The 14,610-nt window shown below is 55.2% G+C and carries 8 protein-coding genes; 4 read left to right on the top strand and 4 right to left on the bottom strand.

Annotation, left to right across the window (positions count from 1 at the left end; genetic code table 11):
- The first annotated feature begins 132 nt into the window (after positions 1–132).
- Positions 133–936, top strand: a complete 804-nt coding sequence (locus tag FF011L_RS08160) for a hypothetical protein (protein ID WP_246109809.1) — start codon at positions 133–135, stop codon at positions 934–936.
- A 352-nt stretch (positions 937–1,288) separates the two neighbouring features.
- Entirely contained in the window at positions 1,289–1,570 is a 282-nt protein-coding gene (locus FF011L_RS08155; protein WP_145351140.1) for a hypothetical protein, read from the top strand.
- A gap of 1 nt (position 1,571) precedes the next feature.
- Here FF011L_RS08155 and FF011L_RS08150 read toward each other — a convergent pair whose 3' ends face one another.
- The 3 genes from FF011L_RS08150 to dapA all read right to left on the bottom strand — a co-directional run bounded on the left by FF011L_RS08150 (position 1,572) and on the right by dapA (position 5,346).
- Complete coding sequence (locus FF011L_RS08150) at positions 1,572–2,927, bottom strand: tRNA modification GTPase (RefSeq protein ID WP_145351139.1); 1,356 nt, start codon at positions 2,925–2,927, stop codon at positions 1,572–1,574.
- Positions 2,924–4,285 (bottom strand): EF-hand domain-containing protein, encoded by a 1,362-nt coding sequence (locus FF011L_RS08145; protein WP_145351138.1) that lies wholly within the window; start codon positions 4,283–4,285, stop codon positions 2,924–2,926. Before FF011L_RS08145 ends, FF011L_RS08150 begins: the two co-directional genes overlap by 4 nt.
- A 167-nt stretch (positions 4,286–4,452) precedes the next feature.
- Positions 4,453–5,346 (bottom strand): 4-hydroxy-tetrahydrodipicolinate synthase, encoded by an 894-nt coding sequence (dapA, locus tag FF011L_RS08140; protein ID WP_145355118.1) that lies wholly within the window; start codon positions 5,344–5,346, stop codon positions 4,453–4,455.
- Between the two features lie 1,086 nt (positions 5,347–6,432).
- On the opposite strand from dapA, the gene FF011L_RS08135 reads away from it, so the two are divergent.
- The gene (locus FF011L_RS08135; RefSeq protein ID WP_218933081.1) at positions 6,433–8,328 is read left to right on the top strand and encodes a S1C family serine protease; all 1,896 of its coding nucleotides are present in this window, start codon (positions 6,433–6,435) and stop codon (positions 8,326–8,328) included.
- A 929-nt stretch (positions 8,329–9,257) separates the two neighbouring features.
- On the opposite strand, the gene carB is transcribed toward FF011L_RS08135, so the two are convergent.
- On the bottom strand, positions 9,258–12,506 hold the full coding sequence (carB, locus tag FF011L_RS08130; RefSeq protein ID WP_145351136.1) for a carbamoyl-phosphate synthase large subunit: 3,249 nt from the start codon (positions 12,504–12,506) through the stop codon (positions 9,258–9,260).
- Between the two features lie 423 nt (positions 12,507–12,929).
- On the opposite strand from carB, the gene FF011L_RS08125 reads away from it, so the two are divergent.
- Positions 12,930–14,576 (top strand): DUF1549 domain-containing protein, encoded by a 1,647-nt coding sequence (locus FF011L_RS08125; protein WP_218933080.1) that lies wholly within the window; start codon positions 12,930–12,932, stop codon positions 14,574–14,576.
- Positions 14,577–14,610 lie beyond the last annotated feature (34 nt).

The raw sequence follows: 14,610 nt of genomic DNA, 5'->3' as shown, positions 1-14,610 counted from the left end.
CAACAAATCCTTTTGGTGCTGCCGTTGGCTCGCACACACTTCCCTCTGTTTTAGGCAAGGGCGATCCGAAGGAGGGTCGATTTTACCGCGACGCAAGGAGAATCACCTTCTGTCGCGGTAACGCCAGCAAAAATGGCCACCACGAACGTTATCAATCTCGCAGAAGATTCGAATGGGAAAAATACGGCTTTTCAAATTGGTCTTGCGGCCGAGGACCGTTTCTTACGAATCTACCCCGGCAGAGTCTCCGATCGGTGCGGAGCGAAACAATTGCTAGCAAGGACGTTTTGCGTGACGCGGTATTGGCAACCCACTAGGCCACTCATCTGGATCCTCTTATGCAGCGTATTGCTGCTGAGTGGTTGTGGTCGACTGCTGTACCGAGTGAAAACTCCCGTCCCACAAACCTACGTTCCCAATCCGCTGGAATTGCCGCCCGTCGCAGACGATTTCGTTTGGCTGCAAGTTGTTGATGTTGTCGACGATTACTTCCATGTGCAACGCGAAAGACCTGTCCAGAACCATCCTGGCCTGGTGATGGAAGGACGACTGGATACGTCCTATCGTGTTGGTGCGTCGATTTTTGAACCTTGGCGTAAGGATAGCACCAAGGGATTCGAACGATGGCAAAGCACGCTTCAGTCGATTCGCCGCCGTGCAACGGTCTTTGTCCGTCCCAATGGCACCGGGTACCAGATTGAAGTCGTCGTCCAGAAAGAACTGGAAGACACAAACCGGGGCATGGAAGCGACCGAAGGTTTAGCATCGCGGCGCAACGATGGTACCGTCGAGCGTTCCAATGACGTTTTGCCATCGACGCAAACGACCCTTGGCTGGATTCCGCTGGGACGCGACGCCACTTTGGAACAATCGATTTTGCAAGATATTCAAGGGCGTATTACCAAAGCCGATCGCAAAAAAATCTTGCATCATTAATGGCCGATCTCCGCGAACGCTTTCGCATCCATGCGAACGTCCCGGCCGATTGCTTTCTGCGAATTCTTTAAAGGGATTTGGTGAATTCGCCAGAGAAATGGCAGCCTCTTTCTCCGCGGCGACGTTCGCGAATCCTACGGGTCGATCCTTGAGTCTATCTGCCAAGGATTTGCGATCTCCACGGCAATCAGACGGTTCTGTCCGCACGATCAACAAACTCGGGGACAATGCCATCAAAGTCGAACTTCGATCTTTTTTGGATGTTAATCTTGGCTGGACCAGAGGCCGATAGACATCGCATTCAAGGTTCGCTCGTTTGTTCTATCACACCATTTGATTTTGCCGACTGCATATGATCGCACTGCAACCAACCCAGATCGACTACACCGAACTAAGGCAATTGGTCACCAACGTCCTCGCGGACTTAGGCCAATTGGAACCAAACGCGTTCCCCCTAACAGAGCGAGTCGTCGTTAAGAAGGGAGAAGCATGCGGGATCTATTTTTGTCTGCATGGCCCCCGAAACGTCAAATTGACGGCGATCTGTGACCTACAGAAGAAAAACGTGATTTATTACGGCGGCACGGGGACTCGCGACAAAGAATCCGCGATACCGCTTCAGCGAGCCGCCTAAGCTATTTGCCGATACAAAACCGACTAAAGATTCGATCAAGAATATCGTCGGTATAAACCTCTCCGGTAACCTCGCCAATCGCGGCCAGTGCAAATCGCATCTCGGCCGCCACTAATTCTTGGCCTCCTTCGCCCACCGCGATGGTTACCGCGTCGTCCAGAGCGACAAGCCCACGCTGCAAAGAATCCGCACACCGAGCTGCGGTTCCGGCGATCCCTTTCAATTCACCAGCGGTCGACTGATCCAACAGTTCAGCCAATTCAGAGCGAAGCGTTTCGATCCCGCTTCCGGTTTCGCTGCTCGTTTCCAACCACCCTGATTCAGCAGGCGTTCCCCCCCCGCCTAAATCGGATTTCGTTTTTACCCAAACCGTTGGAATGGAATCGGCCGAGGCCAGCAGCGTCGATTCCGTTTCCGGGCGATCACTGCAAAAAACACGGATCGTCGCATGCTGTTCAATTCCCGCAGCCAGCTGTTGGGCTTCGCGTTCAATTGGATTCCGGCCTTCCTCCAGACCAGCCGTATCGGTCAGGCAAACCGTATGGCCATTCAATTGACAAACGACCTGTACCGAATCGCGAGTCGTTCCAGCGATATCCGCGACGATGGCCGCCTCTTCCCCCGAGAGTGCATTCAACAAGCGACTTTTCCCGACGTTGGGACGCCCGCGGAGCACAATCAGCGGCAGGTCTTTCGAGGAGACTCGACTGGACATTTGCTGCTGAACGGCCAGCAAGCGAGACTGAATGCTCCCGAGCGATTCAACCAGCTCTTGGGTCGAAATGAATTCGATATCCTCTTCAACGAAATCAAGGCCAGCTTCTAGGTGCGACAGTAGGCCAAGCAATTCTAGGCGGATGTCCTGTAGCGGTTCCGACAGCCCACCGGCCAACTGATGGAGCGCAAACTGCAGCGATTGCTGATCATCGGCATCGATAACCCCCAGCACGGCTTCGGCCTGAGTCAAATCAAGCCGACCAGCCAAGAAGGCTCGCAGTGTAAACTCCCCTGGCCTTGCGGGTCGAGCGCCTGCATGCACCAGAGCTTCCACGGCAGCATCCAGCAACGGCAAGCAGCCGGGCAGATGCAATTCCGCCGCCGGTTGCCCTGTATAGCTTTTCTCCGTTGGCCACAACAACGCGGCGCCTGCGACGTCCCCTAAGGGAGCCGGCAACTGAAAAACCCCTTCGATCCGCTTTCCCATGCGTTCCGGAAAAGGTTCGTCGCTTACCAGTAATTTGGCAACGACAGACAGGGCAGCCGGTCCGCTGACACGGACAATCCCGCGGGCGGCTCCAGAGGGGGCCGAAGCGACCGCACAGATGGTTTCTTCCGTATCCAGCACGTTGGCTATCATTTCTTCTGAAGCAGGTAATCGGTGTATTCTTCCACCGTAATTTTATTGTCCTTGTTCCTATCGGCGGGAGAAGGATCGATCAGCATTTCCTTCCACTCCGAAGCTTGAAGGGCACCATCTTTATTCGTGTCATTCTTGTCGATGATACGTTTTGCATAGCTCAGGTATTTCGCGCTCCGGTCGTCTCCACCGGCACCCGCACTAGACGATGCCCCCGACGAAGTCCGGCTGCTCCCCCCACTTGAACGTTTGCTGCTAGATGCGGTGCGGCTTTCGTCCCCGGTACCACGTTCCTCTTCCATCGATTCGCTGCGAGCTTCAGAGCGGAATTCTGCCAATGTAATGGCCCCATCTTTGTTGTGGTCGAGGGCATAGAATTCGCGCACCTTTTCTTCACTCCACTCCGCAGCAAATTCGCTCATCAAGACTTGCAGGTCACCATTCTCGTCACGTTCTTTAAAAAGGTCGGGCAATTCGTCACCGGAATCGGGGTACCCTAAATTTCTGAACGATTTGGCTCCGTTGTAGATATCGACCACTTCGTCTTCGTCTCGGCGGCGATCATCCCGGCGACGTTCGGTTTGGCGATTCTCTTCAGTTGCTTTGACTTCGCGTCGTCGTCCATTGCGAACAGCCAGTTCGGACGCCGAAAGTTTTCCATCGCGATTGCGATCGAAATCCATTGGATTCCCTTCCCAGCGACTACTCAATTCACTGGAGTTAACAAATCCGTCTCGGTTGCGGTCGTAGCGGCGCACCAATTCCGCTGCGGCCCGTTCATCCTCTTCGGTAACCGTCACATCAAACAGGGCAGCTGCGGACCCAAATCCAGGAATGGGTTCAAGCATGACTTCCTCGCCAAACCCGGGGACAAGCAACTCGGTTTCCAGCGCCGATTTCTGCTCGGTCGTGGAACTGGTTTCACCTCGACCGCGGGAGATTGACTCCGAAAGATCCTTGATCGAAATCGGACGGTCGATTTTGATTTGCGGGTGATCGCGTTGAATACGGGCAAGCATGAATTGAGCCGGTCCTTCCCGCTCATCCATATCGATCATTCCATTGCCGTTGCGGTCCAGCCGTTTCAGGAATTCGCTCGGATCGAAACCGCCTCGGCCTCGATCGCCTCCTCGCCCGCGGTCATCACCACCGCGGCCGCGGTCGCCGCCACGACCTCGGTCATCGCCACCGCGTCCACGATCGCCCCCCCGGTCACCTCCTCGATCGCCTCCACGTCCACGATCATCGCCCCCACGCCCTGGGGGCTGGGCAATCGCGACCTGCTGACAGACTAATCCACCAGCAAGCACCAGCAGAGCAACCGATTTACAGAAGGAATACAATTGGATGCGGAACATCGATTTGGCTCGGAAAGGACCAGAGAAGAAAACAAAAGGATGCTTCAATCCCAGTTCGATGGCAGGCGTTTGGGCCGAAGCAGCCGTGAAACGAATCCAGATTCCCGAATTCGGTACACCACTACTAATTCTAACCCCGTTTTTGCCACGAAGTTCCGAAACGCTATTTAATTCAGCAATCCGTAGGTCTGGAGCGTTTTTCGCAGTTTTCCGAGCTCTGTTTCGTCCAGAGGGGTCATCGGAAGGCGAAGTTCGCCACTGTCACGCCCTACCATTTGCATGGCTGCTTTCAGCGGGATCGGGTTTGTCGCCAATCCCAACATGTCTCGGCAGAGCGAGAACAATTTGTGGTGCCATTGCTGAGCCCCGGCCAAATCGCCAGCACGGAAGCACTGGACCAGCTGAAGCATATCGCGTGGGACAAGGTTTCCGACCACCGAGATCACCCCTTCGCCGCCGACAGACATCATTGGCAAGGTCAGGCTATCATCGCCACAGAGAACGGTCAGGTCGGTCGTTCCGAGGATTTCAGAGCAAGCATCCAGTTTCCCTGTAGCCTCTTTGACCATTGCAATTCCGGGGACATCGGCCAACCGCTGGATCGTGGTGGCTTCGATATTTGCGGCGCTTCGTCCTGGGATGTTGTAGACGCAGACGGGAATCGCAACCGCTTCGGCAACCGCTTTGAAATGCTGGAAGAACCCTTCTTGGGTTGGTTTGTTGTAGTAGGGAGCTACCTGAAGTGTCGCATCCGCTCCCTCTTTTTCGGCTCTTTTTGTCAACCGGAGGGCTTCGGCCGTGCTATTGCTGCCCGTACCCGCCATCACTTTTGCTCGCCCAGCGACGGTCTGGATCGTTTCGCTGATGACCCGCTCATGTTCTTCATGAGTAAGGGTGGGCGATTCACCTGTGGTTCCCACAGGGACAATACAGGTCGTTCCCGCTTCCAGCTGAAACTCCAGCTGCTCTTTCAGTCGCTCATAGTCAACCTTTCCGTCTCGGAAAGGGGTAGCGATGGCGACGGAGAGTCCGGCAAACGATGAACCACGGCGTGAAGACATATCAGCACAAGCTTGGAGGAACGAAATCAACTGGAATGCTTCGTATCGTCTCACATTCGGTGTCGTATTGGCAATCCCCGTCATCGCCTTCATGCAATCATTTTTACGATCTCCCGTTTCTATTGGGTTATTACAGCCAAATCAGTGGAAAGGGCCAAGAAATTCCCCTTCCGTACAACAACCCCATTTGCACTGAATGGCAAATCCAATCCTATTTCAGACAGACACCCACCCCGCAGCGTCGCAGCCGGTCGTCTTGGTGGGAATTTGCAGCCATTCGCTCGGGACGCGATGAGAATCAATGAAGGGTTCGCAGCCGTTGATGAGTCTATTGGGGGCCAGGTGAACACGCAGCCCGGAGGGACGTGCGATTCATAAGTGACGGATATCGGTCACGTCTTCAGCGTCTCACTCACGCCCGGCCTTTCGGGGGACGTGAAAAGATCAAGTGAGGAAAGTCTGCCTCCCCTAGCCCTCAAAACAAGCTCGCTTAGGCGCGAGGGGAGGCAGACTTTCCTCATTTATAAATCGCACGTCCTCCGGGCTAAAATCACTGCACTCAGACTCGGATAGGCAGGGTTGAAATCGTCACCAATAGCTTTAACGCCCCCTGCGAAAGCGGGATCCACCGTCTGGCGACGGTAGCTACGGCACGTAGCTACGCTTGCCTAACTGTCTCAATTTGCCTGACGCGAGACGTTTCACCAACGCGGACGACCACGGCAAAAACCAGGAGAAGCGGGCGTGCGGGAGGAACAAACACTTGCCTTTCTGCCCCCCAGCTGCATTATTGTTCGGCAGCTTCCGGAACAGGAGCCTGCCAGCGGGGTTAAAATATCCGACCTCGTGTTGATTCATGACGAATCCCTTAAAGGACCGCATACAAGCCGGTTGTCCAGTTCCAGTTGCAAGGTGAAACGCCAAAACGGAGCGAGAAATTGCTTTACATGGCAAACGCGAATCGATTTCGGTTTTGGAATCCGAACGAAGCTCGCCACCATGCGAACTCGCCAACCGCCTTGGAGATGGGTCTGTTAAGTAGCCATGGCAGGAAGCCGTTTACCCACTCCAGCGGAAAGAGCAGGAATGAAAAACGGGCACCAACAGCTTTTGCAGGCAGTTTTTAATCGACGCGTTTTACTTGCGAGCGGTTTTATCTATGCCGGTCTCGCCATTCTAACAGCCTTCCCAGCAATCGCCGTTGCAGCTCCTCCAGCTGCCACGATTGCGAACCTCAGTCTCGATACCCCCGATTTCGAATCGACTCAGCTGGATCGATTTGAAACCCAGATCCATCAGACATACGGCAAAGTCCAACACGCCACCGTCGGCCTGGGAAGCGGTAGCGGCGTCGTCGTCAGCCCCGACGGCTTGGTGCTAACGGTCGCCCATGTCGCCAACCATCCAGGTCGCCGATTACGGGTGACCTTTTCCGATGGCAAGCGAGCTTGGGCATCGGTGCTAGGAACCTGCGATGAACTGGATATCGCGGTAGCCAAAATCAACGGAGACGGCCCCTGGCCCTCGGTCGCAATTTCCAGAGTCGACCTGCCGCCGGTCGGATCTTGGCTGCTGAAAGTTGGCTACCCCGTTTCGTTTTCGCATGGCAAACCACCGGCCGTCCGAGTTGGTCAACTGCTAAGAGACCACGGGGACGCATTCATTTCCGATTGCCCCATCATGGGAGGCGATTCGGGCGGCCCGATCTTCGACCTGGAAGGAAACTTGGTTGGGATTTCCAGCCGCTGCCAAGACAAAATCAACTACAACGTGCACGTCCCCCTGTCGAGGTTTTACAACAACTGGGAGCAACTTTGCTCAGGTGTTGAACTAACAAAATTCCACGATGGAAAATTATTTCCCAAACGTCCGCGATGGGAAGAAGGATACGGGCAATCCCTTGCGGCGCAGAAAATCCCTTTTCCAGGGGAGATCGCCAGCGAAACCTATGCGGCTAGGAAACCAGCAACCCCGGCAACCACCAATCGGCGAAGGTCTCCGCCGCTACCGCTGGGCCGCCAAGATGCGATCTATCTAAAGGGCTTGGCAGTGGCCCAGCAGGCCGCCCACAAGGTAACCAGCCAAGTCTTGGTTGACGATGTTCCAGCGGCCAGCGGGACTCTGCTGTGGGACGCTCCGATTTCCAAACACCAATCGTTCATCGCAACCAAAGCATCGCTCTTGGGAATCCGCCCACAAAACCAACAGATTTCGGTTCGCTTGCCAGGCGAAAAAAAGCCTCGAGCAGCGACCTGGGTGGGGGACGATTCGCGAACCGACCTTGCCATCTTAGCGATCGATTACCAACCGGAATGGGCAAGCGAATCGGACAGCACCGACGAGGTCAACGCGACCAAAACACGTGAGGTACAGCCAGGGGTTCCCGTCCTAACGGTGACCACCGGCGGCAAATCGCTAGTCGGTTTTGTCAGCGCGACGCCCCGCTCTTTCAGCCTGCGGCAACCGCCACTGGTCCGTAACCGAGCGATGCTGGGCGTCTCCGTCAGCGGCGACGCCGACGGAGTGCGAATCACCAACTTGGTCGAAGATTCCGGGGCGGCCAAAGCGGGCCTTGAAGTCGGAGACATCGTGCTTCGCTTAGACGGTAAAGCCGTTCACTCCGCCGACGAATTGGTTTCGGTAATCGCATTGCTGGGCGTTGGCGACACGATCGAAATCCACCTAAAACGAGACACGGAAGCTCGACAAGTCACCGCAACCTTAGGAGCATTTACGCTGCCCGCAGGCCAGCGGAACCAGTACGACAACTGGGGCGGAGGCCCCTTCAGTGATCGAAGATTCGAAATCCCACATGTCCTCCCGCATGACACGCCGCTACCGCCAGAAGAATGCGGCAGTCCCCTAGTCGACCATCACGGCCAGGTACTAGGAGTCAACATATCCCGAGCCCTGCGAACCACGTCATACGCCCTGCCAATCGAAGACGTCTGGCATACGATCGAGCGGTTACAGCAGCTTTAGCTGGGAGTTGGGAGTTGGGAGGTGGGAGGTGGGAGGTGGGAGGTGGGAGGTGGGAGGTGGGAGTCTTCTTAGCGGAACGGCGCGAGCCGTCCGGCCGCAGCTCCTCTCCCTTCCCCCATCGCCAAGCGACGAACACCATAAGCACCGCTGCCGCACAGAAATTAGCAACCAACCTAATGGGAGCTAAAACCCTTCTTAGCGGAACGGCGCGAGCCGTCCGGCCGCAGCTCCTCTCCCTTCCCCAATCGCCAAGCGACGAACACCAAAAGCACCGCTGCCGCCCAGAATTTAGCAACCAACCTAGCGCGAGCTAAAACCCTTCTTAGCGGAACGGCGCGAGCCGTCCGGCCGCAGCTCCTCTCCCTTCCCCCATCGCCAAGCGACGAACACCCAAAGCACCGCTGCCGCACAGAATTTAGCAACCAACCTAACGGGAGCTAAAACCCTTCTTAGCGGAACGGCGCGAGCCGTCCAGCCGCAGCGCCTCTCCCTTCCCCATCGCCAAGCGACGAACACCAAAAGCACCGCTGCCGCACAGAAATTAGCAACCAACCTAACGCGAGCTAAAATCCTTCCGGCAAATTCATTCTGTTTTCGATGCGATCGCCGGACGGCTCGCGCCGTTCCGCTAAGAAAGCGTGCGCCAAAACCCGTCCGGCAAATTCATTCTGTTTTCGATGCGATCGCCGGACGGCTCGCGCCGTTCCGCTAAGAAAGCGCGCGCTAAAACCCGTCCGGCAAATTCATTCTGTTTTCGATGCGATTGCCGGACGGCTGGCGCCGTTCCGCTAAGAAAGTCGATGGCATTGGGCGCGAACCGCATGGCCGCAGCTTGTATCCTTCATGCCTCGCTAATAACTTCGCACCGCCGTACAGTCCTCGGCTAACACGCTGCTTTTGCGTGTTAGCCTTGAGACGGGCTTCGCTCTCTAGAAGGAAGCGTAACGGTCTTGCAGGGAAAGGACGTCCATTTCGCCTTCTCGCAGGGCCTGCATGGCGTTTACCGCGGCGTCCGCTGCCGCCAGCGTGGTGATGCATGGAACGCCATACTGGACTCCAGCGGCTCGGATCTTTCCTTCGTCCGTTCGTGCCCCTTTGCCGCTTGGCGTGTTCAAAATCAACTGAACATCGCCATTCTTCAGGTAGTCGATCAGATTCGGGTTCCCTTCGGCGATCTTTTTAACACGGCGAACTTCGACCCCCGCATCTTTCAGACGCGCCGCAGTGCCGGCGGTTGCCAACAGCTTGAACCCCAACTGGGTCAGACGCGTTCCCAAGTCGACCACCGAATCTTTATGAGCGGCGGCCAGGCTGATGAAGATGTTCCCCGATTCTGGCAAGACCGACCCGGCCGCGACTTGGCTTTTCGCGAAAGCGATCGAGAACTTTTCGCTGACGCCCATGACCTCGCCGGTGCTCCGCATTTCGGGGCCCAGGACGATGTCGACTCCGGCAAATTTCCGAAACGGGAAAACGGCTTCTTTGATCGCCACGTGCCGAGGAATCGGTTCTTCCGTAATCCCCAATTCTTTTAGCGTTGCGCCGTTCATCACTTTAGTCGCCAACCCGGCAACCGCGACTCCGGTTGCCTTTGCAACAAACGGTACGGTTCGACTGGCCCGTGGATTGACTTCCAGGATATAGACAACCGGCTTTCCATCCTCTTGCTTCACAGCAAACTGGATGTTCATCAGCCCGATCACTTTCAGCTTCATCGCCAACTGCTTGGTCGACGTGCGAATTTCTTCCAAGACCGTCTGAGGCAGATTGAATGGCGGGATCGCACAAGCCGAGTCACCGGAGTGAACTCCGGCCGCTTCGATATGTTCCATGATTCCCATGACCACACAATCGGTTCCATCGGCGATGGCATCGACGTCGACTTCGGTCGCATCTTCCAGGAAGCGATCGATCAAGACCGGCTGCCCTTCGGCAACGACAAAGGCTTCGGCGACAAACCGATCAAACTGAGCCTTGTCGTAACAGATTTCCATCGCCCGTCCTCCCAAGACAAAACTTGGGCGGACCAGAGCGGGATAACCGATCACGGCCAGCTCGCGTCGAGCTTCTTCCATCGTTCGGGCAATCCCGGATGGCGGTTGCTTCAGCCCCAATTCGTTGATCAGGCGTTGGAACAGTTCGCGGTCCTCGGCCGCTTCAATCGTATCGACCGAAGTCCCGATCAGCGGGGCCCCCGCATCGACCAGACCGCGAGCCAAGTTCAGCGGCGTTTGCCCACCAAACTGAGCGATCACCCCTTGAGGATTGATCGCATCCTGAATGTTCAGCACGTCTTCGATCGTCAACGGTTCGAAGAACAGCATGTCACTTGTGTCGTAATCCGTACTGACCGTTTCGGGATTGCTGTTGACCATCACGCTTTCACAGCCGGTTTCGCGAAGGGCAAAACTGGCGTGGCAGCAGCAGTAATCAAATTCAATCCCTTGCCCGATCCGGTTGGGACCACCACCCAGAATCATCACCCGTGGCTTCCCTGACGGAGCCGGCAATTCGTCTTCGGTTTCGTAGGTGCTGTAGTAATAAGGCGTGTAGGCTTCGAATTCGGCGGCACAGGTATCGACGCTCTTATAGACCGGCGTCACCCCTTGATCCTTGCGGTACTGCCGAACCTGCATTTCGGTTTTTTCGAACAGGTGGGCAAGCTGCCGATCGGAGAACCCGGTCCGCTTGGTTTCTCGCATTTGTTCCGGCGAGACTTCCTCGAGGGATCCGATTTTTCTCAGCTCTTCTTCATGCTCGACGATTTGCGATAGTTGATCGAGGAACCAAGGATCGACGTGGGTGATTTCGTGGATTTCATGGTTACTCATCCCCGACTTCATCGCGTAACGGATGTAGAAGATTCGCCCGTCACCAGGTACCGACAGACGAGCTCGAATTTCTTCGGCGTCGGGCTGTGCTTCGGTTCCCCACAGATCCTTGCCGTCGCAGCCGAGTCCAAAGGCACCGACTTCCAGACCACGCAGCGCCTTCTGCAGGGACTCTTTAAAGGAGCGTCCGATCGCCATCGTTTCGCCGACACTTTTCATCTGCGTCGTCAGCGTCGCATCGGCTTCGGGAAATTTCTCAAAAGCGAAGCGAGGAATCTTCGTGACGACGTAATCGATCGAAGGTTCAAAACAAGCTTGCGTTTTCTGGGTGATATCGTTGGGCAGTTCCCACAGGCGGTAACCGACGGCCAATTTGGCGGCGATCTTGGCGATGGGAAATCCGGTCGCTTTACTGGCTAGTGCCGACGAGCGTGAGACTCGAGGATTCATTTCGATCACGATCATCCGACCGGTATCGGGATGGACCGCAAACTGGATATTGGATCCTCCTGTTTCGACTCCGATTTCACGGATAACCGCCAGCGAAGCATCACGCATCCGCTGGTATTCTTTGTCCGTTAAGGTCTGAGCCGGTGCGACGGTGATGGAATCCCCCGTGTGCACGCCCATCGCGTCGAAGTTTTCGATGCAGCAGATGATGACAACATTGTCATCAACATCTCGCATCACTTCCATCTCGTATTCTTTCCAGCCGATAATCGATTCTTCGACCAAGACTTCGGTGACCGGGCTTTGATCCAGTCCGTTTTGCACGAGCGCGTCAAAATCGCCCCGATTGTAGGCGATCGCCGAACCGCTTCCGCCCATCGTAAAACTGGGGCGGACAACGCAAGGGAGGCCGATTTCATCCAGTATTTTGCGAGCTTCTTCAAGATTATGAACCGTCGCCCCGGTGCAGACATCCAGCCCGATTTTTTCCATCGCCTTTTTGAACTGGTCGCGTTCTTCGGCTTTGGCAATCACCGCAGCGTTGGCACCGATCATCTCGACGCCGTATTTCTCAAGGACGCCATTTGCCTCAAGTTCCATTGCCGCGTTCAACCCCGTCTGCCCGCCAAGGGTAGGCAGCAGAGCATCGGGACGCTCTTTCGCGATAACCTTTTCGATCATCTGCCAAGTTAATGGCTCGATATAGGTTGCGTCGGCCATATTCGGATCGGTCATGATCGTGGCCGGGTTGCTGTTGACCAAAACGACTTCGTACCCCTCTTCCCGCAGAGCCTTACAGGCTTGGGTTCCGGAATAATCGAATTCGCAGGCTTGGCCAATAACAATCGGTCCGCTTCCGATCAGCAGAATCTTCTTGATATCGTCTCGACGGGGCACGGCTTATTCTTTTTTCTTCAACGGCTCAGGAGCAGTTCCTTCTCCACAGCGGAGAAGACCAAAACGCCGCAAGACTAGCAGAAAACCGATTCTTGTCGAAGGAGTCAGACCAACAACGGAAGCGAGTTTTGCTTGCAAAGTACCCTGAAACCATGGTAAAATGGACGTTTGATAGGCTTTATTCCCACCTAGGTTTTTCTTTCCGGAGCTTCCCAGCTCCCTTCGAAAAGCCTCGCAAGCGGCTCCGCAGAGGGACTTCGCCCTTAAAAACGGGGCCTCGTAACAAGCATAATCCTTATCCTAACGAGACAGATCGTGGTTTTGCGGACTCGATCCTGAGTACAGAGCAGCTTGTCAACCGTTCTAACTACATAATGCAAGTCGCATTTCTCTTCTTTTCCGTTTAGTCGAAGGATAGGTCGTATGTTTCGACCGTTGATAATCTCCAGTCTGCTATTGCTGATGCCGGCAGTCGTTTTCGCGCAAACCGCGGCGATTCCGCCTCAGGTAGCCGCGATCAACAAAGCGATCGAGCAAACGTGGACGGATTACGAAATTCGCCCATCGCCCGATGCCGACGACGCCCAGTGGTGTCGCCGAGTCTATCTGGACGTTCTTGGCCGGATTCCTTCGTACGAAGAATTGACGGAATTCTTGGGAAGTCGTGACCGCAACAAACGTCGCGAACTGGTCCAGACACTCCTTCACGATGACAAATACACCGAAGAATACGCTCGCAACTGGGCGACGATCTGGACCAATGTCCTGATCGGACGAAGTGGCGGCACCGACCGCCGCTCGATGACCAGCCGCGACGGAATGCAAAAATATCTACGGGATTCGTTTGCCCAAAACAAATCCTACAACCAAATGGTTTACGAATTGGTTTCGGCCACCGGATCGACCAAACCGGGAACCGAGAACTTCAACGGCGCCGTGAACTTCCTTGCCGACAAGGTCAACGAAGAGAAAGGGGTCCTGGCGACCAGCAGCGTATCGAGAATTTTCCTGGGCCAACAAGTCCAGTGCACCCAGTGTCACAATCATCCATTTAACCAATGGAAACAGCAGAAATTCTGGGAATTCAACGCCTTTTTCCGACAATCACGGATGCTCCGCCGATACGTCGACGGCACACGTGATATCGATCATGGCGAATTGGTAAACGAAGACTACGCAGGCGAAGCGGGCGATCCAGAAGACGCAATGATCTTCTACGAACTTCGCAACGGACTGACCAAGGTCGCATACCCCGTCTTTATCGACGGAGGCGAAATCCCTGCCAGCGGATTTGTGAGCGATGTTAATCGCCGCGAAGAACTGGCAAAAATGATGCTGGACAACGAATTCCTGGACAAAATGTTTGTGAACCGAATGTGGGGACATTTCCTCGGGTACGGGTTCACCAAACCGATCGATGACCTCGGTCCACACAATCCGTCGTCCCACCCTGAACTGCTGCAGTACCTTGGTGAACAGGTGCGGCAACATAGCTACGACCCGAAACAGTTGATCGAGTGGATCACCCTCAGCCGTCCGTATCAGCTCAGTTCACAGATGACTTCGAACAATGAACTGGACGATCCGACTCTGGGCGAATCCCCTAAATTCTCACATTTTTACCTTCGCCAAATGCAGGCCGAAGACCTGTACCAGTCCCTGCTAACCGCATCCGGAGCCTCGGCCAAAGGATCGTACGAAAAGCAAGAACAGGCACGGCGAAAATGGCTGTCTCAGTTTGTGGTTGCTTTCGGCACGGACGAAGGAGACGAAGCGACAACCTTCAACGGTTCGATTCCACAAGCTTTAATGATGTTCAACGGAGACCTGATCAAACAGGCGACCGCGATCGATAAAGGAAGCTTCCTCGGCGACATCCGTGCCGAGGACGAACGGCTTCGAGCAAAGTTGGACAAACTCTTCCTGACGGGGGTCGCCCGGCGACCTACTCGGAACGAGCAGACAATGGCTACTAAGCTGCTGGCGGCTCGAGGAGGTGACGAAGCTGCGATGCTTCAGGACATGTGGTGGGCGCTGCTCAATAGCAACGAATTCATCATGCAACACTAAATCCCCAGCCTCTTTTCTGAATCGCTGAACTACT

This window comes from Roseimaritima multifibrata (assembly GCF_007741495.1).
Lineage (GTDB): Bacteria > Planctomycetota > Planctomycetia > Pirellulales > Pirellulaceae > Roseimaritima > Roseimaritima multifibrata.
This window is presented reverse-complemented; position numbering and strand designations above follow the sequence as displayed.